General features: G+C 43.3%; 19 protein-coding genes. All 19 read left to right on the top strand.

Annotated features, from left to right (window positions below):
• The first annotated feature begins 46 nt into the window (after positions 1–46).
• The 19 genes from AC58QT_RS17080 (at position 47) to AC58QT_RS16990 (ending at position 25871) form a co-directional block, all read left to right on the top strand.
• Positions 47–2287 (top strand): AraC family transcriptional regulator, encoded by a 2241-nt coding sequence (locus tag AC58QT_RS17080; RefSeq protein ID WP_497410075.1) that lies wholly within the window; start codon positions 47–49, stop codon positions 2285–2287.
• Between the two features lie 240 nt (positions 2288–2527).
• Complete coding sequence (locus AC58QT_RS17075; RefSeq protein WP_497410323.1) at positions 2528–3439, top strand: ABC transporter permease; 912 nt, start codon at positions 2528–2530, stop codon at positions 3437–3439.
• Between the two features lies 1 nt (position 3440).
• On the top strand, positions 3441–4319 hold the full coding sequence (locus AC58QT_RS17070; RefSeq protein WP_497410074.1) for a carbohydrate ABC transporter permease: 879 nt from the start codon (positions 3441–3443) through the stop codon (positions 4317–4319).
• Between the two features lie 76 nt (positions 4320–4395).
• Positions 4396–5895 carry an extracellular solute-binding protein gene (locus tag AC58QT_RS17065; protein WP_497410073.1) on the top strand — a complete coding sequence of 500 codons (1500 nt, stop codon included), beginning with the start codon at positions 4396–4398 and terminating at the stop codon, positions 5893–5895.
• 62 nt (positions 5896–5957) lie between these two features.
• Positions 5958–7247, top strand: a complete 1290-nt coding sequence (locus AC58QT_RS17060; RefSeq protein ID WP_497410072.1) for a glycoside hydrolase family 28 protein — start codon at positions 5958–5960, stop codon at positions 7245–7247.
• Positions 7248–7323: 76 nt separating this feature from the next.
• Positions 7324–9264, top strand: a complete 1941-nt coding sequence (locus AC58QT_RS17055) for a golvesin C-terminal-like domain-containing protein (RefSeq protein ID WP_497410071.1) — start codon at positions 7324–7326, stop codon at positions 9262–9264.
• Positions 9265–9328: 64 nt separating this feature from the next.
• Positions 9329–9955 (top strand): histidine phosphatase family protein, encoded by a 627-nt coding sequence (locus AC58QT_RS17050; RefSeq protein ID WP_497410070.1) that lies wholly within the window; start codon positions 9329–9331, stop codon positions 9953–9955.
• A gap of 12 nt (positions 9956–9967) precedes the next feature.
• On the top strand, positions 9968–11872 hold the full coding sequence (locus AC58QT_RS17045; RefSeq protein ID WP_497410069.1) for a D-apionate lactonase family protein: 1905 nt from the start codon (positions 9968–9970) through the stop codon (positions 11870–11872).
• A 14-nt stretch (positions 11873–11886) separates the two neighbouring features.
• Positions 11887–12849 (top strand): acetylxylan esterase, encoded by a 963-nt coding sequence (locus AC58QT_RS17040; protein ID WP_497410068.1) that lies wholly within the window; start codon positions 11887–11889, stop codon positions 12847–12849.
• A gap of 141 nt (positions 12850–12990) precedes the next feature.
• The gene (locus AC58QT_RS17035) at positions 12991–13407 is read left to right on the top strand and encodes a hypothetical protein (protein ID WP_497410067.1); all 417 of its coding nucleotides are present in this window, start codon (positions 12991–12993) and stop codon (positions 13405–13407) included.
• A gap of 67 nt (positions 13408–13474) precedes the next feature.
• Positions 13475–14269: an RIO1 family regulatory kinase/ATPase domain-containing protein gene (locus AC58QT_RS17030; RefSeq protein WP_497410066.1), complete on the top strand. Its 795-nt coding sequence runs from the start codon at positions 13475–13477 to the stop codon at positions 14267–14269.
• 332 nt (positions 14270–14601) lie between these two features.
• Entirely contained in the window at positions 14602–15267 is a 666-nt protein-coding gene (locus AC58QT_RS17025; protein WP_497410065.1) for an SGNH/GDSL hydrolase family protein, read from the top strand.
• Positions 15268–15320: 53 nt separating this feature from the next.
• A complete protein-coding gene (locus AC58QT_RS17020; protein WP_497410064.1) occupies positions 15321–16916 on the top strand; it encodes a response regulator transcription factor in 1596 nt (531 codons plus the stop codon).
• Between the two features lie 5 nt (positions 16917–16921).
• Complete coding sequence (locus tag AC58QT_RS17015; RefSeq protein ID WP_497410063.1) at positions 16922–18721, top strand: sensor histidine kinase family protein; 1800 nt, start codon at positions 16922–16924, stop codon at positions 18719–18721.
• Between the two features lie 254 nt (positions 18722–18975).
• On the top strand, positions 18976–19842 hold the full coding sequence (locus AC58QT_RS17010) for an ABC transporter permease (protein ID WP_497410322.1): 867 nt from the start codon (positions 18976–18978) through the stop codon (positions 19840–19842).
• Between the two features lie 10 nt (positions 19843–19852).
• Positions 19853–20734, top strand: coding sequence for a carbohydrate ABC transporter permease (locus tag AC58QT_RS17005; protein WP_497410062.1), 882 nt, complete (start codon positions 19853–19855; stop codon positions 20732–20734).
• Between the two features lie 85 nt (positions 20735–20819).
• Positions 20820–22373 (top strand): extracellular solute-binding protein, encoded by a 1554-nt coding sequence (locus AC58QT_RS17000; RefSeq protein WP_497410061.1) that lies wholly within the window; start codon positions 20820–20822, stop codon positions 22371–22373.
• A 96-nt stretch (positions 22374–22469) separates the two neighbouring features.
• Positions 22470–23777 carry an FAD-dependent oxidoreductase gene (locus AC58QT_RS16995; protein ID WP_497410060.1) on the top strand — a complete coding sequence of 436 codons (1308 nt, stop codon included), beginning with the start codon at positions 22470–22472 and terminating at the stop codon, positions 23775–23777.
• A gap of 45 nt (positions 23778–23822) precedes the next feature.
• Complete coding sequence (locus AC58QT_RS16990; protein ID WP_497410059.1) at positions 23823–25871, top strand: DUF6259 domain-containing protein; 2049 nt, start codon at positions 23823–23825, stop codon at positions 25869–25871.
• Positions 25872–25886 lie beyond the last annotated feature (15 nt).

The following is a 25886-nucleotide window of genomic DNA, read 5'->3' as shown; positions in this document are numbered from 1 at the left end:
ATATCAACGTCATGGACTTCTACTTAAGAAAATGGTGGTATACCCGATGAGCCTAGTTATTCGATCGCTATTTTTCAGGAGACTGCTGCTGTTTGTCGTACTTGTCGGAATCATTCCGGTTGGACTTCTGGGTATCTACTCCTACTACACCTCGACGAGCATTGCAGAGAACAAAGTCGTTGAAGGTAATGCGCAAATTCTCCTCCAATCCATGCAAAAGATCGAACAATTACTCCAGACAGTCGATTATATTGCCACGCAATTCATTACGGCACCTTCGACACTTGAAGCTGTGGACCGGTATGATTTACTTCAGGGGCATGATGATGTCACGCGGGATTTCTACAAGAGTTTGACCCGGCTTCAAATGGTCGGTACAGGTATTCGTGATGTCACGTTAGTCAGCTTTAATCAAAACTGGGTGATTGATAATGACGGGCTGTCGTCGTTAGAAGATCACGCCAATCGGATGCTAGCTGCTCTTGCTGACACAGAAAAACCAGCCTATTGGGTGGGGGATGAAGCGTCTAAATCCATTCTTTTTATTAAAAAGATTCCCGTATTTGCCGTGAAGCCTACAGGTCTTATCGTATTTCGTATCCCTTCATCCGAGTTGGTTCCACTGCTTGCTCAAAGCCCTGAATCGGGTGTCACACGAATTCTGGACGACAACATGCAGGTACTTGCTTCTACAGATGCCTCTAATTTTATGCAGATGATGCCAGGAGCGTCGTATTTGGAACAAGAAGTAACGGATGATCGCTTATCAGGTAATCTGACCATTCAACTGGGGAATAAAGATCATTTGCTGACCTACGATAAGTCAAAGTACAGTGAATGGATGTATGTGTCGAGCATTGCTCGAAGAGAAATTACGAAGGATTCCCGCCAAATTGGATGGACGACTTTAACGATTTTGATCATTTTGATTACGCTTACTTTTCTACTAACACTTCTGGGTTCAAGATTTGTTTATAGGCCTATCGGTCGATTATACGAGTATGTTTCCCGTTTTGGCGGAAAAACGGAGATGCATGCTAATACAGATGAGTTGCAGCGAATTCGGTATGTGTTTGAAGGACTACTGGATAAACAAAATAAACTGGATAACGAGCTGTTAGGACATACGAGCCAGCTGGATGAGTTATTTATTATGAAATTGCTACTAGGCAAAGTACGCGTCAGTGAGATCGATGATAGCCTGCGACATTACAGACATGCGCTGCAATGGAAGGAGAAATGCGTCGTTGTCATACGCATTGATACTTTGGCGGGAACGCGTTATGAGGAGAGCGACCGAAATTTATTGCTTTACGCAGTCAATAACATCGTAGAAGAACTCATTCCGGCAGAGAAAAGGATCAAACCTGTTTACATGGACCCGTATCAGGTTACCTTGGTCGGTGATACGCATTCGTCCGATTTGGATCATTTCATAGATGCTGCGTTCAGTAAAATTCAGTCTGCCGTTAAGTCGGTGCTGGAGCTCAAGATTAGTATCGGCATCAGTCGTCGATTCGTAGAATGGTCCCAAGCCTCCAAAGCATTCGAGGAGGGAACAGAAGCGCTGAAATACCGAATTATTTTGGAAGACGAAAGTATTGTGCATATTGGGGATGTGGAGCCTGACCGTCAGAAAACGTTTCAATATCCAGAGCTACTAGAAAATGAACTCATCAGCGCAATCAAAACGGAGAGTACCGAAACAACAGAAGAGCAGCTATCTTTATTTACGCAAGAGATCGTCCGGCAGAAGTTGGATTATCGCGAATATCAGATGATGTTTCTGCGCCTGTTAATTCGTTTGCTTCAGATGAATGATTCGATTCAAGGACCACTCGATGCGACGGGCACGATGTATACGCAATTTTTGAAATTACAAACGGTTCATGACATTGAAACTTGGTTGAAGAAATCACTAGTCGTTCCGTTAGCCCAGCATATTAAGCAGGCTTCCGAAGATCAGCACCGTACGATTTCTAATCGAATTATTGATCTCATTCATGCAGGGTTTGATCAGCCGTTAACCTTGGAATCCTGTGCTTCACAGGTAAATTACAACCCGTTTTACGTCAGCAAAGTGTTTCGTAAGGAAACAGGCGTTAATTTCATCGACTATTTGCAGACGTATCGTCTAGACATCGCGAAACGTTGGCTCATCGAGACCGATATGAAAATCTCACAGATTGCTGAGCGACTGCAGTATAACAATGCCCAAAACTTTATCAGATATTTCCGTAAAGTGGAAGAGATGACTCCGGGACAGTATAGAGAACAGAATCGGTAATAATCCGTTGGAAGCCCCTTTTGGCGTAATTATCGTCTAAAGGGGTCTTCTTTTGCACTAGAGAAGATTATGGAGAGCAATAAATGATTATCAGCGGTGCTTTTACGACATATAGCCAAGTGGTGATTATTCAAAGGAATCGGAAAGTGTACTAAGATGAACCCATCAACAATAAACACAAACCGAAGGAGATGGGGACACTTGCAGTCCAATCCGCAAAGCCGACCAGCAGCCCTCCAGATGAATCGACGGCGGATAGTTAGATCGCTTTTACATGATCGATGGTTATATCTGATGCTGCTGCCTGGCCTGCTGTATTTTATCGTATTCAAGTATATTCCGATGTGGGGCATTGTTATTTCGTTTCAGGACTATCAGCCCTTTGCTGGTATTTCCGGTAGTGCATGGGTGGGATTCAAACACTTTGAGCGGTTTTTTACGGAGCCGACCTTCCTTCGATTAATGAAGAATACGCTCATTCTAGCCGTGTTGAACATCGTTATTTTTTTCCCTCTCCCCATTATTACTGCGCTGTTACTGAATGAACTGCGTGGGAGACTGTTCAAACGGGCCTTACAAACGATCATTTATTTGCCCCATTTCATGTCATGGGTAATCGTTACGGGGATCGTCTACGTGTTCTTTAATATTGAAGACGGTGTCGTCAATATGCTAATGCAATCCAATGGCATCGAGAAAATTAATTTCCTGGCGAGCCCAGAATGGTTTAGGCCCATGGTGTTAGCGGAAGTGATTTGGAAAGAAACGGGATGGAGCACCATTATCTATCTCGCTGCACTTACAGGTGTCGATCCGCAGCTGTATGAGGCTGCTCGGATGGATGGTGCGAACCGCTGGCAGCAATTGTGGAACGTAACACTCCCAGCAATCCTGACAACAATTGTCATCCTATTGATATTGCGGCTTGGTGACTTCCTTGATACGGGCTTCGAGCAAATATTCCTTATGCTGAACGCCTTGAACCGCAGTGTAGGTGAGGTTATTGACACTTACGTTTATACGTCAGGCATTACGCAAGGGCAATTTAGCTACAGCACAGCGATCGGATTGTTTAAATCGGTGATTGGTCTAGTGCTTATTCTAGGGGCTAACTACAGTGCCAAAAAATTTCAGCAGGAAGGAATCTTTTGACATGAATCGCAGATCCGTATCTGGTGTTATGTTCGACAGCCTGAATATGGTTATTTTGACCGTATTTGCCTTGAGTACACTGATCCCGTTCATTTATGTCATTATGGGGTCGTTTACGACAACAGAGGAGCTGCTTCGCAAAGAGTTCGTTCTCTTTCCTTCTGAATTTTCGCTGGAAGCCTATCGGTATATTTTTTCGACCAATTCCATTCTGAGATCAATGGGTAACACAATCTATATCACCATTGTAGGTACGTTATGCAACATTTTGTTTACCTGCTTAATGGCGTTTCCTTTGGCTAAGAAAGGATTGATGGGGCGAAAATCCATCATGATGATGATTGTGTTCTCGATGTTGTTCAGTGGCGGGATGATTCCTACATTTTTAGTTGTAAAAGAATTAGGAATGGTCAACTCGTACGGGGCGCTCATTATACCTGGGTTAATTAGTGCTTTTAATCTAATATTGATGAAAAATTTCTTTCAGGAAATACCAGAGGAATTGCTGGAATCCGCGAAGATAGATGGCTGCAACGACCTGCGCATCTTATTTCAAATCACATTGCCGCTATCGTTGCCAGCACTCGCTACCTTTTCACTTTTCTACGCCGTTGGGCATTGGAATTCGTACTTTCAAGCTGTTCTTTATTTAAATCAGCCGGAAAAATGGCCTATCCAAGTGTTGCTCCGTCAAATTGTCATATTGTCTGAAGGTGCTGTATTCGATTCGTCTAGTCTAGGGGAGTCCTATATTAAACCTCCGGCACAGACGGTGAAAATGGCTGTAATCGTCATCGCAACAGTTCCGATTCTGCTGGTTTATCCGTTCCTGCAAAAGCATTTTGCTAAAGGTATGCTGCTGGGTTCAGTCAAAGGGTAATGAGGAAATGGCAAACGATAGTCTGGCATCCAAAGCGCCTGCTATATACATGCACACAAAGAAAAGGGAGGATCTTATGAGAAAAAATCTTGTGCTTAGCTCATCCGTTGTTATTAGTTTATTAGCCGCTATCGTGGCTGGTTGTGGGAATTCAACTGAGGAAAGTAAAAGCAGCACTGCCCCAGCAACTTCAGCAAAGCCTGCAGAGGAAACAGTCGATGTAACCATGATGTTGCCGTTGTTCTTACCGGAGGCACCTAAGACAGATGGGAAATATTATACCAAATTGCAAGAAATTACGAAGAGCAAGCTGACTTTGAATTGGGTTCCTAGCACGAACTATGATGATAAATTGAATGTTGCCTTAGCTTCTGGTGACTTGCCCAAAGCACTTGTTGTAACCAACATTAAAATGCCAACCATTGTTAACGCTGTACGATCAGGCGCTTTCTGGGAAATCGGTCCGTATCTCAAAGATTATCCGAATTTGAGCAAGTTGCCAGAAATCGGATGGAGCAACACGAAGATCGACGGCAAACAGTACGGAGTATACCGCTTCCGGAACTCTGCCCGTGATGGCATGGTATATCGGAAGGATTGGTTGGATGCGCTCGGTTTAAAGGAGCCGACTACGACTGACGAGCTTTACAATGTTCTGAAGGCTTTTGCAAAGAATGATCCAGATAAAAATGGCAAAGAAGATACTTACGGACTCGTAGAGCGTTCGAATATGTATAGTTTCCGTATCCTTACCTCATTCTTCGGTGCTCCTACGGATTGGGCCGAGAAGGACGGAAAGTTTACTCCAGCTTGGAAAACACAAGCTTACATGAACGCGTTGAATTTCTACAAAAAGTTGTATAACGAGAAAATTTTGAATCCAGATTTCGCAACACTTAAAAACGCCAATGATACGATTTACACAAGCAAAGCGGGCAGCACGTTCGTAACCATTGACGGTGCGCCAGGATTTGAGAAAGAAACACAAAAACTAACGCCAACCGCCAAGTTTGATGTGATGCAGCGATTTACGAATTCCAAGGAAGCTCGTATTCCCTCTTTCCCAGGTCATAACGGTACGGTGATGTTCCCTAAATCCAGCGTGAAGACAGAGAAAGAATTACGCAGTGTACTATCTTTCTTCGATCGATTGGGGCAAAGCCAAGCAAAAGATTTGATGATCTGGGGCTTGGAAGGTGAGAACTACAAGGTAGAAGGCGGTAAGAAAGTTGCTACGAACGCGGCTCCTGACGAACTGAAGTCCATGGAGCAGGTGAATGTATACGAAGGCGATATTGAAAAAGCGACAACTCCACTGGAACAGAAACTCAATAAGCTGATTCTCAAGGATAGCTTGGATATTGCTTATAAAGATCCTACGACTACGTTAATCTCCAAAACCCAATCGGAAAAAGGCCCTGAGCTAACGAAAATTAAAGATGATGCGAACATCAAATTTATCATGGGCAGTCTAACCGAAGAACAGTATAAAGCTGAAATCGATAAATGGTCGAAACAAGGCGGAGATCAGATCGCCAAGGAATATGAGGAAGCTTTTGCCCAATCCAAAAAGTAATCGAATGGCATAACAACCGGGGGTTCGCATGAGCCCTCGGTTTCATGAAAGGGAGTCTCACGATGCATACGAACATCCTTGATTACGGGGCCAAGGGAAATAAACAGGGCAATGATGCTCCTTCTATCCAAGCAGCAATTGATGCAACGCATGCTAGCGGAGGAGGGACTGTGTATGTGCCGGCTGGTGATTATGTATGCGGGTCTATTGAATTGCGAAGTCATGTCACTTTGTATCTAGAAGCCGGTGCAACGTTATGGGTAAGTCCGGATCCCAATCATTATACGCTGAAAGAGACGACGCCTTCGATTTCCAAAGCGCCTTTCTTACGGGCCAATGGAGCTGAACAGATCAGCGTTGTAGGTGAAGGCCGCATATATGGAACCGGTGAAGAAGATTTATCATTGGCCGAGGTGAGACAGGTCCATTTTCGCATCTCGATCGCTGTGTTTGAGCATTGCAGTCAAGTTAACTTTAGAGGCATTCACATCTTGTATAGTGATGCTTGGACGATACATTTATACCGTTGTGAGAACGTATTCATTGATGGATTAACCATTCATAACAATCTGAAACGATTGAACTCTGATGGAATCGATCCGGACTGCTGCCGCAATGTGCACATCTCCAACTGTCATATCGTGGCAGGTGATGATTGTATTGTTTTCAAAACGACGCAACCGTTCCCCTGTGAGAATATCACGGTGACGAACTGTACGATGGAGACGACATGTACAGCGATTAAAATAGGGACAGAGTCGCTCGGAAATTTTAGCGATATTCTCGTTTCTAATTGTGTGATTCGAAATTCGCATCTCGGTATTGGCTTTTTTATTTATGACGGAGCCTTAGTGGAGCGCATCCAGTTCCTTGGGGTGACCATAGAAAGTACGCAAGATGATCCTGTAAAGTTTCCGATCTTTATGGATGTTGAGCAGCGATTTCCCGATAGCAGGATAGGGCATATCCGAGATGTGCTGTTCCGTGATTGTATGATACAGAGCGGTGGAAGCATCCTGATTCAGGGAATGCCGGAAGTGCACATGGAACATATTGCGTTGATGAATGTTTCACAGCGGGTTAATGTGACAGGCTCGTTTGCGGGCAGAAAGAAGCCCGTTGCCAGCGGACGCCGTTCACCGCAGGAAGAATGGAAAACCAGATCAACTACCTTTGCTGAGCAAGAAGCATATTTGATAGCTGCACATGTGGATAGTCTCCTTGTAGAAGGGTTTGCCGTGTTTGTTTCAGAGCAGCCATCCAAACAATTTCTAAGGCTTCCTGTTTACAGCTACGAAACGCCAGACGCTCGGATCAACCATGTAGTTATGCGGATACGAGAAGGGAGGTGAGTAGGCGAAAGGTAGATTGGTACACAAGTGAAACTGTATCTGATGATCATAACATTTAAGGAGGGAAAAGAAGAAAATGAAAAAAATGCGCAAGCTTATTGTGGGTTCTATTGCACTGATTTCGTTGTTAGCCTTTTCGGTTTCGGCATCTGCTTATTCACATCCTGGTGGTTTGGTTACGCCTAGTGAGTTGATCACGATCAAATCCAAAGTGGATGGGAATCTCAGTCCTTGGACGGAAGCTTATGACCAAATGATGATAGACGCGAATCAGGCGTTGACCGTCACGAGTCATGCGATCGCTGCTTTAAACATACCCGGCTATTATGCGAATCCGGATGCCCACGATGCGGCAAAGCTTAGATTGGAAATTGACTCCCAAGCCGCCTATGCAGCAGCCGTTGCTTATCAGCTAACGGGGAATACCGTTTACGCTGACAAAGCAAAGGAGCTTTTAAACGGTTGGGCGTCTACGAACACCTCGATTGGCGGTACGGACGGTCGTCTGGTCTCGGCTTACGTGGGTGTTGGGCTAGTCAACGCTGCTGATATCATCAAAGGCTATACAGGCTGGAGCGCTGCCGACAAAACACAGTTCGGCAATTGGCTGACGAATGTCACGCTCCCTGTTTGGGATTCCATTACGTTTACCAGCAACTGGCGTGACTGGAGCTTATACGCGCAAATTGCGTCCTATCAGTTTTTGGACGATAGCACAGCTATGGCTTCTGAGGTGGCTCAGCTTAAAACGCAGATCGATGTATCGATCGCTGCGGATGGCTTTCTCCCAGATGAAACGACTCGCGGGCAGAATTCACTCTGGTACCACTATTTTGCACTCACATCCATGACAGCTGCCGCTGAAATTGTGAAAAATGCGACAGGAGAGAACTTGTTCAACTGGGTATCGCCGAGTGGCAAAAGCATCAAGCTGGCACTTGATAAAATGTTCTATTACGTTAATGGTCATGTATCGGAGTGGCCGTCGGCGTACGGTGGCGGTAATCAGTCATTTTCCAACGCAAGAAATCTCTATGAAGGCATGGCTGATGTGTATCAAGATATGGACTATGAGGATTACGTGAAGAGCTCCAGGCCTCTAAAGGGGAGAATTAACGGTGCAAGCGGCTATTATCATAATCATGCATGGGTGTATCCGACACTGTTAAGAACATCTTTCCTCGATACCGTTTCCGATATCATTATTGATAATACGGCGGCTGAGTATACGGGTACGTGGACAGCTTCAACCTTTAAGCCGAAAAAATACGGAACTGATTACAAATACACGCCTTCAGGCACGGGGACTAGCAAAATGAGATGGCGGCCAACCTTAACGACGCCAGGTCAATACTCTGTCTACTATTGGCTGCCGGACGGGTATACGGGTTATGCGAGTAATGCACCCTACACGGTCTATCATGCCAGCGGATCCGAGACGAAGTTGGTTAATGAGCAAGCTGTTCCAGGAGGTTCGTGGAAGCTGCTCGGTACGTACAATTTCGTGGCAGGCACGACGGGATATGTAGAATTAACCAATCAGGCAAATAGCACGAATGTCATCGGGGATGCGATTAAGTTCGTATTTGAAGAGGAGGCTCCGCCGCCTGCAGCGACTGAATTTATCGTGGATAACGATAACGCGGAGTTGACGGGAACGTGGACAGCATCCAGTTTTAAACCTAACGAGTACGGTACGGATTACCTGCACAGTCCTTCAGGTACAGGAACGAACAAGATGCGGTGGAGACCGGATTTAGAAACGTCAGGCTCATACTCGGTTTATTATTGGTTGCCGGACGGTTACTCGGGTTATGCCAGTAATGCGCCATTCAACGTATATTATGACGGCGGTTCTTATACGAAGCTAGTGAATGAGCAAGTTGCACCAGGCGGTTCATGGAAGTTGATTGGCACTTATAATTTTGCCGCTGGAACAGCTGGATATGTGGAACTTACAAATAATGCGAATGCCACGAATGTCATCGGAGATGCGATCAAATTTGTTAAAAACTAAGACGGAGGCTCGGCGGATTCTTCATCTGTCGAGCCTTTATTTTTTGAATAGAGGAGGGAGCAGCATGCATCTGTATGTCATTCGCCATGGCGAATCGCTAGCCAATAGTAAACAATCCAAGGAAGCTGATTGCGCGCTTTCCGAGCAGGGAGCCAAGCAGGCATTAAGAGTAGGTGATTTTTTTGAAGGTGAACAGGTGGACCACATCTATTGCAGTCCACTTATGAGGACGATTCAGACTGCTCGTCCAGTGGCTGAGCGAAAGAAGATGTCTATCCTACTTGTGCCAGAATTAACCGAGTATTTCAATCAGGAATGGACTGCCTATAGGGATAATCAATGGAAATCTTGCGAAATGCTGCTATCCTGCTACGAAGGAACGCAGTTCCAGGTCGACCACGATCTGACGACCCCATGGTGGCCGATATGGCCAGAGGAACGAGGTTTAGTGAGTGAACGAGTGAGTCGTTTTTATCAGCGAGAAATTGTTCCGCTCCTTGGTACCGATAAGAGCGTTGTAGTCTTTGGGCATGGCGCCACTACAAATGATTTAAAAGAGCTGGCTTGTCCTCTTGCGAAATATCCCCCGCTTGAGGGTTCGACGAATGCGGTTATCTATGAGTTTCAATTGGAGTCGAATGGGATATGTGGAAAATACCGAGTGCACAGCGAGCATCTTTCGGGGATTTAGGAGGAGTCATTTATGAAACCGATCCCAAATGGCATTGAATTGACATGCGGCACGGCCAGCATGGAATGGGAAGACGGCGGACTGCGATACTTCCGATTCCGTGGCGAGGAGCTAATCCGGGGCATCTATGCAGCCGTCCGCGATCCAGTTTGGAGAACCGTCCCCGGGGTAATTAGTCAGGCTCAGTTGTCGCAATCGGCGAACGGATTCGTGCTGTCTTTCACCTGCGAGCATCGCAGCGAGGACGCCTGCTTCGACTGGCAGGGACAAATTATAGCTAGCATGGACGGAAGACTGCGTTTTTCATTCGAAGGTGAGGCTGAAAAACCGTTCTGGAGCAACCGCATTGGCTTGTGCGTGCTGCTACCACCGACGTTGGCTGGAAACGAGCTGGAAGCTGCAACCATGACTGGCGGTCGGTTTCGTTCTGTATTTCCGGTTGACATCTCGCCGCATCAGCCGCTGGTGCCATTGACAGCACTTCGGTTTCAAGGTGCGGGAGGCACAACCGTGCAATTAGTTTTCGAGGGCGACGAGTTTGAAATGGAGGATCAGCGCAATTGGACGGACGCCTCTTATAAGCTGTACTGCACACCTTTGGCAAAGCCTCGTCCCATATGGGTTCGTCCAGCAAACCCCATCTCTCAGTCAGTAATGCTTACTTGGTCGCACGAGGGGGCAGGGGAGCAGACTTCTTCTAACGAGCAGGAGCTGAAGCTTTTACTATCGCAAGAAATGCAGATCATTCCCACGCTTCCGTCCATTGGGCTAGCCCTTTCAACGGAATTTGAGGAACAGCTCCGTTTGAATCATGCTGGAGTTGAACGGTTAAAACGGCTTCATTTAACCCATCTTTATGTGCCTCTTCAGCTTGATGAGCCGAGCTGGTTGTCGACGCTAATGCGGGCGTTCGAAGCTGCGCAAGCCTGTGAAGCAGAACTTGAAATTGAAGCGATTGGCGCTCACTCGCATCCCGCTTGGTTGCATGTATTGCAGGCTCTTCGACAAGCAGTTCATATCCGTGTAAGCCGTCTTGCGGTGTATGCTTCGCGATTTGAGTTAACGGATAAAGCGCTCATCGACCAGGTAAGGGACGAAGGGTGTAAGCTCGGGCTTGCGATCCCGATCGGGGGCGGAACACGGGCGTACTTTGCCGAATTTAACCGAGCGGAGTTGCCGCTATCTGACGTAGATTTTGTCCAATACTCGATAAATCCACAGGTTCATGCCTTCGACGATCGCTCCCTGATGGAGACCATTCCTATGCAGGCGCTGACGGTTCGGCAGACGAAGCGAATTGCACCACAAAAGGCGATTGTGGTGGGACCTATTACGTTCAAGCCGCGCTTCTTTCCGAATGCAAGCGACGTGCATCAGCCGGATGTCGGAGAGCGCGTGGATGAACGCCAACATGGGTTGTTCGGTGCGGCGTGGACGCTCGCGAGTCTTGCTTCTCTGTGTCAAGAGGGAGCGACTTCCCTGACCTATTATGAAACGAGTGGATCGCTTGGCGTGATCCAGATCAATGGGGAACATGTTAGCGTGTCTCCGCTCTATCACGTTTTGGTGGACGTGAACGAATGTCGTGGGGATACGCTAATGCAATTGGGTCCTCTATCGTACACGGTTGCAGCCATGGCTTGGCGACGAAAGAAAGGAATGCGTATACTGTTGGCCAGCTTGACTGCCTCCGAAACTACCGTCAAGCTTCTGTGCGATTTTTCAGTGCGACAAGTGGGGATTCGGCGGTTGGATGTGTCCACGCTTGAATTGGCTGTCAGTCAACCTGCCAGATTCCGACAGCAATATGACACGCTGGATGTTGTCACGTTTGCAGGAAGGGAAAGCGTAATATCGGTTAGGCTGCCTCCCTACAGTTATGCTTGTGTGGAACTTGAATTTGATGAATCCAATTAGGAGGGGAATTTCTCATGGGGTATCTAGAAGAATCTACGAAACATTTATATGAATACATGCCTGAACTTACCAAAAAGGACGACTTCGACGCCTTCTGGGAAGAAACGATTCGCGAGGCGAAGAACGTGCCGCTAGCTCCTCGCCGGCAGCGTATCGAGTATCCGATTCGAAGCGTAGAGGTCTATGAAATTCAATATCACGGAATGGACGACACGCCGATTTATGGCTGGATGATTGTCCCTACGTTTTTGCGCAAAGACAAGTATCCGTGTCTGATCCACTATCACGGTTTTAATATGAATCGAGGCGAGCCTGGTGCTTATATGAACTGGGCGATGATGGGGTTCGTGGTGCTGACGGTAGACTGCCGCGACCAAGGTGGACGTACAGGTAATCATGCTTCATATTCCAGCGGTTTCTCGTTGAATGTCGCGAGTAAAGGCATTCATAACCGGGATGAATATTTCTATCGCTATGCTTATATGGATTGCCTCAAAGCGATCGACTTCGCTTGTGGGCAGCCTGAGGTGGACGTCTCGCGGATCGTTGTGGAAGGCGGGAGCCAAGGGGGCGGATTGGCAATGGCGGTTGCAGCGCTTGATGATCGGCCGGTGCTTGCGATGGTTGATGTGCCGAGCAACAGTAATTTGACACAGCGGGTCGAAGGTATGCACGGCGCATTCGCCAGCGTAGCCGAGTATATAAAGAAGCATCCCGATGAATTGGATCTCGTTATGGAGAATTTGACGTATTTTGATACGATGAATATGGCCGACCGAATCAGTTGCAGAGTGTTCGCCTCCGTCGCTATGAAGGATGAGACGTGTCCGCCAAAAATGTACTTCGCTACTTACAACCGGATGCCTGGCGAGAAGGACATCGTTATTTACCCGTTCAATGGACATGAAGGTGGCGGTGCTCGGCAGTTGGAGCGCAAGCTTGCGTACGTGAATCTCTGGTTTAAGGAATGGTTTTAAAATCAATGGAACATCCGATAACACCGTATTCACGCTGCGTGGCTGACGCCCCTTGGTCTGCCCGGGCAGATTAATGGAATGCAACGTTTTTATAGACGATACGTCTATATAGTAATACCTACTAAGAAGGAGATACCCCAATTGCCTAAGAAATATGTCATTACATTTGCGATATTGATGTTTGCTGTTCTAATGTTCTTTCTCGGGAACACCATAATACATTCAAGGTTCTACTTACCTGATTTACCAGTCGAGGGCATAACGAAGAAGGAAGCATACCAGAAGATATCAAATAGACATAATGACATCAGGTATCTTACTAATAATGACAATTTTAATTGGTATATTTATCAAGGAAGTCAGGAAACTTTTGGGAATGAACTCAAAAAACAGTTCAATACATTAGGTGGATTTACTTTTTTAGAGCAAATCGGCACTGGATATGTATTTGAATCAAAGGGAACTGGAGATAAGCTCATCATTGAATCACAAAGGTGGACTGCTAATTACATTATTTTTAAGTTGCCTGTTGAAGTGAGGTTAGAGCATGCAATGTAATATTAGTGAGTCATGAGGTTACCCATGATTAATAGCATTCTTTAATAGATGCAAGGAGGATAATGAAATGGAGCTATCTGAAGAAATACTAAATTCATTTCATCTTAGTGGGGATATTGTTCCATTGAGTGGTGGACAAAATACTTCAGTAAGAGTTAGTAATGCTGTATTAAAACCTGTGGATGATATCAATCATTCTGAATGGATCCTAGATATTATTTGTCATATAAACCCTCAAGGTTATAGGGTATCAAAACCTATTAGAAGTAAATACGGGACTTTTGTAAGCAGAGGATGGTCTTGCACTCAGTATGAGGCTGGTAAGAATGTAAGAGGACGAATAGAAGAAAAACTTATGGTATCAAGGATGTTTCACCTTGATCTTTCTACCATTGATTTTTCGGACTTCCCTTATACGGATAATCCTTGGACCAAGGGTCACCGTATAGCATGGCAAATAAATGAATTGCCAGTAGAATTTCCAAAAGAAGCACATGAAATAATTAATGATTTGCTTAGAAGGGTAAGCCTAAAAGAGCGCTATAAGGTCCAGATTGTACATGGCGATTTGTCAGGAAACATTCTTTTTGACCAATCTTTGAGTCCTTTAGTAATTGATTTTTCACCAACAGTTGCCCCTGTAGAATATGCAGAAGCCATTTTAGTTTGTGATTGTATAGCATGGCAAGGAAGCCAAGTATCTGAGCTAGACCTGCTTCCAGATAATGAACTATACAAAGAAATGATTATACGAGCTATTGTTTTCCGTTTAGCGGTTTCCGCTATATTTTCAAAAGATAATAACAAGTTTTTTTCCCAAGAGTATGAGGCATACAAATCAATAATAAAGTATATAAAGTAGCATGGTCAGTGCTAGTGATCGGCTGCTGTTTTTAAACTAACTGGGAAGTATTGGTGCAACAGGAATATGATTTTTTTACAACCATGAAAAGTAGCCAGCAATCAAAATCAGTGGGGATGGTCATTTTCCTGGCAGCTTATTGACTTCGACTTCTTCGATTATGAGGAATTGGATCGGTAAGGGACGACTGTGAAACTTGATAAAAAGGTTGAGGATGCTGTCCTCAACCTTTTTGTTTCGCTGTTTGTTTGATTGATTTTTCTTATCAGATGCAATAATGTTACGTTAGAAGGGGAAAGTTTCGTAAAGTCAAACGAAAGGTGCTGACGGAGATGAACAATGATAAAAAGAGGATTCATGGATCGAAAGTAGTCATGTTTGGCGATAGCATCACTTTTGGACAAGGTGTCCCAGAAGAACATCGGTGGGTGAACCAGCTTAATAACCGATTTCATCTAGATACCATTAACGCAGGTATCGGCGGGAATACCAGCACACAAGGTCTAGAGAGGCTTCAACAAGACGTAATTGCACATCGACCTGATTTTGTTATAATCAACTTCGGCATGAATGATCATGTGATGACAGAGCTTGACGCACCTCAAGTAAACCTAGCTACGTTTACGATTAATTTGAACACGATGATCGATGAAATTAGAAGACTTCACGGCATACCCATTCTTGTAACGACGAATTACATCATCGAAGGTGATTCTGCCTTGTATTATTATAGAAGACATCCGGAAAGTTACTACGCCAACGTAGGGGGAGCTGAGGCATGGTTAGGACAATACGTGCAGGCAGTGAGAGAGGTCGGATCCCTTAAACAAGTCGATGTAGTGGATGTGCATAAAGCTTGTGCTACCTACGATAAATTTGAGTTTTTGCGTTCACTTCATAATGAAGCAAATACGGATGATGGTGTGCATCCATGGATTATGGGTTCACAGGTATATGCTCGTGAAATTGGAGATTATTTAGCAGCATGGTATTCATGACATCAAAGTAGTTCAGAGTGATTGTTAAATTTGAGTTTTGTTGGAGGCGTACCATGCTAAAACTTATTATTGTTGATGACGAGCGAGCGACTAGAGAGAAACTGAAAGCGAGCATAGACTGGAATAAGCTCAAAATTCAGGTATCAGGTGAAGCAAAAGATGGCTTAGAGGGACTGGAGTTGGCACAATCCATCCATCCGGATATTATTTTAATGGATGTAAAGATGCCTAAAATGAATGGTATTGAATGCGCTTCCAAAATCCTTGGCATACATGCTGAATGTAAAATTATTTTTTTAAGCGGTTACACGGATAAGGAGTATTTGAAATCGGCCATTCAACTAAAAGCAGTGGACTACATTGAGAAGCCGATCGACATGAATGAATTAATAGCTGTTCTAAACAAATCTGCAGCGTTGTGCATAGCGGAAAACAATAAAAAGATCAAGGATAACTGGATAAATGATCAGTTAGAGCGCAGTCTTATACTAACACAGCAGGAACTTTCGCTTGCATTAATTCGAAGGAGTCTGGATAAGGCGGATTTGAAAAAGCGGTTTGACGATATCGCAGCCCGTATCCCTTTCGATGATAATTTTCGATGCATGTTACTGAAATTTAATTTTCATAAAGCTGCAAACGGGGAGGGAAGTGAAAATTTTTGTAATGAAAAAACATTACATAGGATATATAAAAAATGTGAAGAAGCCTCCATTCCCTGCATGGCCGGCGTGCTGGATCATTCGAATATTATTATCCATGTTTTTGGTAAATCAGCTGAACACATAGCCTTCTTGAAAGAAGTCATACATCGGATACAAGCCCAAAATAATGAGCAATATGCATTTGAAGGCATAGTAACTGTTGGAGTAGGGAGTGTAGTTAGAGGAGTTGAGCATGTATATAAGTCCTATCAGCATGCACAAAAAGCGCTTGAAAAAAGTTTATTAATCTCATATGGAAGCATCATTGTTTATAATGAGAGGGTACAAACAAAAAAAGAATGGGATTCTGATAAAATTGTTCAAATGCTAACGAACCATTACAAAGATGCTAACAAGGCAGCGGCAATTGATCTTGTGGCGGGGCTCGTAAAAACTTTTAAGGATGGATCAGATGAATTCAGTATAAGTGCGGTAAAGGGAATATGTTTACAAATCATGTTGACCTTAATCTCCATTGCGAAAGACAAGAATTTAGCGATTGGTAATAATTGGAAAAAGGTGGAAGTCGAATGGGCTGAACGCTTGAATATGTATACGATGGATGAGATCGCTGCATTCATCATTGAGAAGCTGGATGTGTTATTTGTACATACACAGGAACAAAAGGGGAAAAGCATAAAAGTTAAAATGGCCATTGAATATATCAGAGACCACTATGCTGAAGATATATCAGTCGTGGAAATAGCCTCCTACTTGGATATCCGTTCCACTTATTTATCTACGCTATTTAAAAAGGAGACAGGCCATACATTAAGCGAATACATGGAGAATATCCGAATGGAAAAAGCGAAGGAGCTGCTTAAGGACGGGCATCTTAGAATAAATGAAGTAGCGCAAATGTTAGGATACAATAACGCTAATTATTTTGCATCTGTGTTTAACAAGGTTGTTGGGATCTATCCGTCGGAATACAGGAGGAAATAAACTTCATGACATTCTTTTTAAACAAAATTAGCTCTTTGTTTTTGAAGGACATGAATATGAAACAAAAGCTCTTACTGTCCTATCTTGTCTTAATCGTAATCCCATTAATCATTTTAGCGCTCTTGACGTATAACCGAAGCACAGTCATTTTAAGCAATAAAATGATGGATATCTCCTCACAATCACTGGATCAGCTTAAGAGCACGCTTAGTTATTCGCTGCAAAGTGTTGTAAGGTCTTCCAATATCGTTTTTTCTAATAAAACGATTCAAGATATATTGCTGAAAGATCCCAAGAAATATGAAATAAACGCACAATATGATGATTCTGTTTTTATGAGTGATTACTTTACTAGAATACAAAGCGAACAAAATGTATATCGAATTAGGCTTTATTTAAAAGAGGATACCATTTATTCAAAGGAATCCATTAATTTTTTTAGTTATACATCCATGCAAGATTCAGAGTATTACAAAAAGGCTGCCGACAAAAACGGCCAAATCTATTTGACTTCTCCCTACCGCTTCAAGTATGCAGGAATAAATGATGCTCCAGATGTCATATCAGCCATACGTGTAATCAATAATCCGAATGCATATGGAGAGTTTATTGGGCTCATCAGTGTTGATATTTTGGAAAAAGATATTCATCAGATTGTAACCAGCTCTACACTTGCGAAAAGTAGTGTTATCTTTCTTACTAATGAGCAAAACCAAATGATTACAAGTTCTGATCCATCCATTGAAAAAGAAAAGTACAGTGGTATCCTGAACATGCCTACTTCGACGGGGGAAGGGATCAGTTGGAAAAAGACTAGTCTGAATAACGAGGATGTCATGATGGCAAGCGTGAATGTCCCGTATTCAGACTGGAAGCTATATGCGGTTATGCCCATGTCTACGATCCTCAGTGCCAATTACGAATTAAGAAATTATACGCTTCTACTTATGCTCATCATTGGTTTCCTCGCCTATTTGCTTGCCGTGTTCATTTCTGGGTCCATGGTAAAGCGATTGTTGAGACTAATGAAAATCATGAAAGTAGCGGAGACGGGCGATTTATCGGTAAAGGTAACGATTAGTGGCAAAGATGAGATAGGTGTTCTGGAAGAAAGGTTCAGCAACATGCTAGTTAAAATAGATGATCTTGTTGATGAAAAAATCACAATTGAAAAAGAATCGAAGAATGCCGAGCTTCGGGCCTTGCAAGCTCAAATCAACCCGCACTTTCTGTATAATACGCTGGAGCTTGTAACATGTCAGGCTGTGAAATATAAAGCAACCGACATTACAAACCTGATCAATCTTTTAGCGAGATTTTACAGATTGAGTTTAAGCAATGGGAAGGATATCATTTCTTTTGCCGATGAACTGGCTCATATCGAGACGTATATCAATATTCAGAATCAACGGTTTGAAGATGCTATCAAGCTTGAAACTGAGATTGATAGCCGAATTCTTGACTATTCTATATTTAAGTTGATTTTACAGCCTATCGTTGAGAACGCTATCCTTCACGGCATTATGGAAAAGGAAAACCAGACCGGAACGATCCACATCAGAGGTCATTTTGATGAAGCTGATATTGTGCTTGCTGTAGAAGATGATGGTGTTGGGATGGAGTCGGATCAGCTGAGTAAAATATTGTCGGGTGAGCAAAGAAAGGATGGCCATGGGTTTGGTATCACCAATGTGAATAAAAGATTGAAAATTAATTACGGCGAAGAATATGGGTTGACGATAAAGAGTATGAAGTCAGTTGGGACTATCGTAGAAGTAAAGATTCCCGCAATAAAACATGAGTAATTTTATTTTCTGAAAAGTGTTCATCTCAATCGAGTTGGGCACTTTTTTTGTTAACAAAATGAATATTTTTAGCTAATTTCGAATTATTATCGTATTTAATTAACTTTCAGTATTAAGTAAAATAAAAACATAGAAGGAACAATACAGAACGTAGGGAGGCGTACAGAATGGAATTGATCGCAGACACCCGTGCGAATATTCCCAAAAAGGCAACGAGGAAAAGAAAGCCAATTAAATGGAAAACAAATATAAGTATGTATTTAATTTTATTGCCGGGCTTGCTTCATTTAATTATTTTTAAGTATGTACCATTGTATGGAATACTGATTGCCTTCAAGGATTTCAATATATTTGATGGCATATACCGGAGTCCATGGGTTGGCTTGGATAACTTCGAAAAATTAATAACATCGAAAGAGTTTCTTCAAGTGCTCAGAAATACGATTGTGATCAGCCTGTATAAAATCGTAATCTTGTTTCCTTTACCGATCTTTGTAGCGATTGTATTGAATGAAGTGAAGAAAATCTTTTTCAAACGAACGGTTCAGACCATCATCTATCTTCCTCATTTTTTATCGTGGGTCATTATCGGAGGCTTATTTGTAAACATTTTGTCACCGTCATCAGGAATTGTGAATAGCATCATCACGTCTTTCGGTGGAGAACCTATAGCATTTTTGATCGATAATAATTGGTTTCGGAGTGTACTTGTAGCTTCTGCTGGATGGAAAGAAGTGGGATGGAACGCTGTCGTATTTATTGCTGCCATAGCAGGAATCGATCAAGAACAATATGAAGCGGCCAAAATTGATGGTGCTGGTCGGATTAACCAAATCATTCATATTACATTACCATCAATTGCATCAACCATTGTTCTTATGCTGATTTTGAGGCTGGGATATGTGCTTGAAGCCGGAACCGAGCAGATCTTAGTTATGTATAATTCGGTGGTGTATGAAACGGCTGATGTTATTGGTACCTATGTTTATCGAATCGGCTTAGGGAGAATGGATTACGCATTCAGCACAGCTGTGGGGCTGTTTAATTCAGTAGTCGGATTCGCTTTAGTCGTCACGGGCAATAAAGTGTGCAGAAAACTTACGGAGAGAAGCATTTGGTAGGAGGTGGAGCATGTTGATAAAAAAGAGGCTTGGCGACATCTGTTTAGATACTTTTGTCTATGTGTTTTTAATTCTATTAGCGGTTTCTACACTCTTTCCTTTTTTGAATGTCTTCTCAAAAGCAGTGAGTGCAGAATGGGCTGTTGTTTCGGGTAAGGTAGGAATTCTGCCTATTGATTTCCAATTAGACACGATGAAGTTTGTCGTAACCTCTAGTCAGTTTCTGAATGCATTTATCGTATCGATTATGATCACGATTGTTGGGACTTGTGCTGCGATAGTACTAACTGCCTTAACAGCGTATCCCCTTTCGAAAAAGAACATAGCTGGAATTAAGCTTGTCTTGGTCATGTTCGTATTCTCTATGTTATTTAACGGAGGCATGATACCCAATTACCTGCTAATCCGATCACTGGGTCTTATGGATTCATTAGGCGCCTTAATCCTGCCAGGCATGGTGAATGTGTTCAATCTGTTACTGATCAAAACGTATTATGAAAGCGTTCCCCAAAGTCTAGAAGAGTCTGCGAGTATGGATGGCGCATCCAATCTGACCATTTTATTCAGAATAATATTACCGCTTTCAAAGCCGGTCTTAGCCACAGTAGGTCTGTTCTATGCAGTAAATTATTGGAATGACTACATTAACCCTTTAATTTATATTAACAGTCAAGATCTCAAACCTTTACAGTTGTATTTACGGGATGTTGCCGTTTCTATGGACAGTAATTCAGCCGGTATTATGAAAAGTGCGGATGAATTGATGAATATTACACCTGATGGGGTCCGATCGGCAACCATCATTGCGTCCACAGTTCCAATATTACTTGTGTATCCACTCCTGCAAAGGCATTTTATCAAAGGGATTTTAATTGGATCGGTTAAAGGGTAAGTTGTATTTATCCTAGCACTTGATACTGAGGTGCAAGGTTTAAATAAATATACAAATCATTATATACATATTAGGGAGGCAAAAAATGAAGAAAACATTTGTTTGTAGCGCACTTGCTCTGCTAATGGCTGTCTCAGTGGGGTGTACGGGAAAAGAAACGTCTACGTCAACGGTAGCACCATCATCGACCACAGATGCCAAAGAAGCTCCTAAAGATGCTCCGAAACCTGGACTGAAGGCTCTCTTGACCTATACGGCTAATACCGATCTTAATACGTATCCGGTCGCGAAGACGTTGGAAGAAATGACAGGTTACAAAGTACAGTATGATATGCTTCCTGCTGATAAACCTGAGGATAAGCTGAATCTGGTTATGGCCTCGGGAGAATCATACGATGTAATCAATACTTCTGGTTCCAGTGTGTTTAGAAGCTTGTTTGTCGAGTATGCAAGGAAAGGTGCCTTAGTCGATTTAACACCGCTCATTGACAAATACGGAAGTAACATTAAAGCTGCGATGTCACAAGGGACCCTCGATGCATTGAAAGTGGATAATAAGATTTATGCAATCCCTAATCCGACGATTTCGGTTGTAAACAATACGTTAGCCGTTCGGCAGGATTGGCTGGATAAGCTCGGATTAAAAACGCCTACAACGACAGATGAATTTGTTGCCGTCCTAAAGGCATTTAAGGAAAAAGCACCAGGAGGTGCCGGCACTATTCCGTTTTCAGTCAATGGTTCGAACGCCGAAACGATGGGGATCAATACCGTTAATTTAATTGGTTCCTTCGGGATGCCCAATGGCTGGAATGAATCGGGGGGCAAGCTTATACCTCGTCCATTGGATCCAAACTTCAAAGCGTATTTGAACTTCGCTGTTGCTCTTTATAAAGACGGTTTGCTGGATAAAGAATTTGCGATTAATAAGGATGCGAATTTGAAGGAGAAATTCACGAGTGGCAAAGTCGGCGTCATTCCGATGAACTGGGCTGAGGTTCCAACGATTACGGATGCTTTGATTAAAAATCAGCCGGATGCCAAAATTGCTTTTATACAGCCATTAACAGGCAGCACAGGTAAGGTAGGTTTAAGCAGAACTGCGGGATTTGATGCCTTGACCTATGTACCAAAGAGTTCAAAGAATCCTGAAGATGCCATTAAATGGATCAATGCCAAATTAGAGAAAGAGACGCACAAGAATGTGGCTATAGGCGTAGAGGGTGTTCATTTCACGACGAAAGATGGTGCTTACACGCCAATTCTTCCAAAGTTTAATGATGATCGAAATTGGGCCGGTAAGTATATGTCGGGATATGATGAGAAATTGTATCCTACCTATTGGCAAGCAAGGGTAAGAAAAGATCCAAGATTGTTCAATGCTTATTCCCAGATGAATACCGAAATTGCGGATAAGGTCAAAATTCCTGATGTGATGGGATACATCCCTCCAGCGCAGACTGTCTATTCTCAAAACAATCAGAAGCTGATTACGATGGTGAATGATTATATGATTAAGGCCATTATTAGTGATGGCGGAATTGGCGGATTGGATGCTTTTATCCAGCAATATAAGACTTCTGGCGGGGATGACAGCGTGAAAGAAGTAGATAGCTGGTATGCTGCATTCAAGAAATAATTGTTCTTGCTAACGAACGAAACAGGCTGTTGTCATAGTCATATGTCTACAGTCTGTTTCTGTTTCAGGAACGATGAAAATAAGGAGAGCGGTAAAATGAATGTTGAAACGATCAAAAAAGATGTCATCGTTGTTGGTGGAGGCATGGCAGGGGTATCTGCCGCCATTTCAGCTGCTGAAAACGGTGCAGACGTGTTGTTGCTGGAGCAGACCAGTTGTTTGGGAGGGGTGGCGACAGCAGGATTGGTAACACCCATGATGAGAAACGGCGTATTTACGTATGACGGGAAAAAAGTAGTCGCAGGCAATCTGGACAAAATAATTGACTTAAATCAGTTCTATGAAGGAACGGAATTTAACTTTAATCCTGAAATTATGAAATGTGTATTGGATGAACTATTGATGAGCAGGGGCGTTCAAGTGCTCTTTCACACGTTTATATATGATGTTGAACGGCAAGGGGATCAAATAAAAGGATTAATCGGAGCGAACAAATCAGGAATTACCAGATTTGAAGCTAATGTTTACATTGATGCCACAGGAGATGCGGATGTAGCCTATCGAGCAGGCAGTCCTTGCATGTTTGGGCGTGAGAGCGACGGTTTGACACAGGCTGTAAGTTTACGGTTTATTGCCGGCAATATCGATGTTCCACAAGCAAGAGGCTTCCTTACTTCCGTTGAAGGAAAAGAAACTTTTGCAAGCGCAATTAAAGCATATTCAGAAAGTACGGGTTCTGAAATTTTAGATACCAAAGGTTTTCAAAACTATCCATTAATTAACCGACCTAACGAGCTTGCCTTTAATTGTCCAAGAATCGTAGGGATTGATGGAACAAAGGCCAGTGACCTATCCAAAGCTTACTTAGAAGGAAGAAAGAAAATATTAGTCTATATTAAATTACTTAGAGAGCATGTTCCAGGTTGTGAACATATACAAATCATTTCCATTGCCCCTTTGCTGGGAGTGCGTGAAACCAGAAGACTCAAAGGCGATTACATTGTCACCGAGGACGATGTGGTTGAAGGCAGAAAATTCGAGGATGGCATTGGCTGTAATTCCTGGTTTATCGATATCCACAATCCTAAAGGAACGGGTATTGGTTACGGAAGCGCCCAAAAATCGATTACGTACCCTAAAGGAGGATGGAACGACATCCCCTATCGAGCCTTATATTCAAGTGTGGTAACCAATCTGCTAGTAGCAGGCAAGTGTGTTTCTTCCACCCATGAAGCACATGCGGCCATCAGAATTATGGCTAGCTGTATTGCGATGGGTCAGGCTGCTGGTACGGCTGCAGGGCTATCGATCAAGGACGGATCTAATGTTTGTGATGTGGATGTCAACTTATTAAGGAAAAAACTTGTGGCAGATGGAGCTTTGATAACGGGCATTAACTTATAAAGCTTAATCTATCTTGCAAATTAAATAATGAAGGTGGTTAGTGAGTTGAGCGACATACAGTTGTATGGTAGCAGTACAAGTTTGTTTTTTGATGAAAACACAGGGTATTTAAAGCGGGTCGCTTATAAGGAGCACGTTGTGGAGCTGGACAGCATCCTATGGCGTGTGGAGACCGCCTCCGGAGATTCCTTTCAGTTTATAGAGCCAGCTGATACGACGGAATTTTCCTATGATTTAAATGGAAGCAATCTTCTCCTGTCTTGGCAGAGCGAAGTGATTCAAGTTAAAGTAAACGTAAATTTAGGCGGCCATAAAAGCCAATGGGATATTTCCGTAACGATCTTGTCGGAAGAAGCTTACTTCAACAAAGTCGAATTCCCGATTATTGGTACCATAACCTCCATATCCGGTGAAGCTGCGGAGGATTACCTGCTGTTGCCCTGGCAGAACGGCCTGATTATTAAGAATCCGATTCAGACGTTACTGAGTAAAGAAGAGGAAGTTCCATTTTGGTGGGGAAGGGGAGTCTTGAAATACGAAAATGAATATCCGTCCCAATTCTCCTATCAATTCTCTTCCTACTATTGTTCAAGTAAGTTCGGCTATTATTTTGCGACGGAAGATAGTGACGTTTATATCAAGACGACTGGCTATTACTATAACGAGAATAATAACGGCTTTGACTATAAAATGACCAACTACCCGGAACATATGGGAACGATGAAGACTTATCACATGCCGTATAAGTTTGTGTTGAACTTTTTTGAAGGAGACTGGCAGGTCGCAACTGGGATTTACAGAGAATGGGCCATTGGGCAGAAATGGTGTAAAACCAAGCTTGTGGACAAATATTTGCCGGAGAGCCTTGTAAAAACAGATTTGTGGAGAATCAATCATAACAGCTTTGAGCTCGGAAAAAACACGCAGGAGTACTTCGACACAGCCAAAATCATAAGGGATAAAACCGGTGCTAATCTGGCCTTGCACTGGTACGGATGGCATATGGGCGAACATGATGTGGACTATCCCGACTATATCTCCCAAGACCTTAGGGACGAAGGCTGGCCGGAACAGCTGACCGCTTGGAACGAGAAGTTTACGGAAGAAGGTATTACCAAAATTCCTTATATCAACGCACGGATGTGGGACACGAATACGGACAGCTGGAAATCTGAAAATGCTATTGCGTACGCCTTGAAGGATCAACAAGGACAATTGTTCGAAGAACCGTGGTTGGACAACAAATTGAAGCCGATGTGTCCGACAACGAACATGTGGCAACATAGAGTGAATGCTCTTTGCAAAGAGCTCATGCTGGATACAAATTTTGACGGGATCTATTTGGATCAGATTGCTTCGTTCAATTCCACCCTCTGCTTTGACCATACACATCCGCATCCCGTAGGCGGCGGAACGTGGTGGAATGATTCCTATCATGAGATGGTGCATCTGATTAGAAAAACGGTTGGCTACGATAAGATTATTACGACGGAATCGTGTTGTGAAATCTACGTAGATCTATTTGACGTATTCCTGACGTTAGATACCAATTTGCAAAACATTGCGTTTCCCGAATTGGCAGGTGTAGAAAACTGCGAATCCGTTCCCTTGTTCACGATGATTTATGGGGACTACGCTTTAAGTTACGGCTCCTTAGTCAAATTTAGATTTTCGCTTGACACATTTGAATTGAATTTTATTCGGAATATTTTGTGGGGTCTATTACCAACCGTAGAGGGCATTAATTTAGCTGAAGTTCATAGTGAACGTGCAGAGGAGTACTTCGCTGTGTTGAAACGTGGGGTGAGCTTCTATCAGGAATTCAAGGATTTAATTTTGTATGGAAAATTAAAGGCGATCCCTTCCTATTCGTGTGAAACCAGGGAGGTTAGCTGGCCTGTTAAGGGAGAACTGCATGCTAAGCATTACCCTAAAGTCATGGCTACGATTTGGGCGGACCGAGACGCTAATGAGAAATGTGTAGCCTACAATTTCGATACTAGCGATCAAGTTGTGACGATTGAAGGATCTTCGTTGTATGTTCCTGCTAAGAGTTTTAAAGTCGTAGAGCTGGCTGAAGCGGCTACATATTAAGGGGAAGGATGAGAG

This window comes from Paenibacillus sp. J31R109, assembly GCF_059692055.1.
This window is presented reverse-complemented; position numbering and strand designations above follow the sequence as displayed.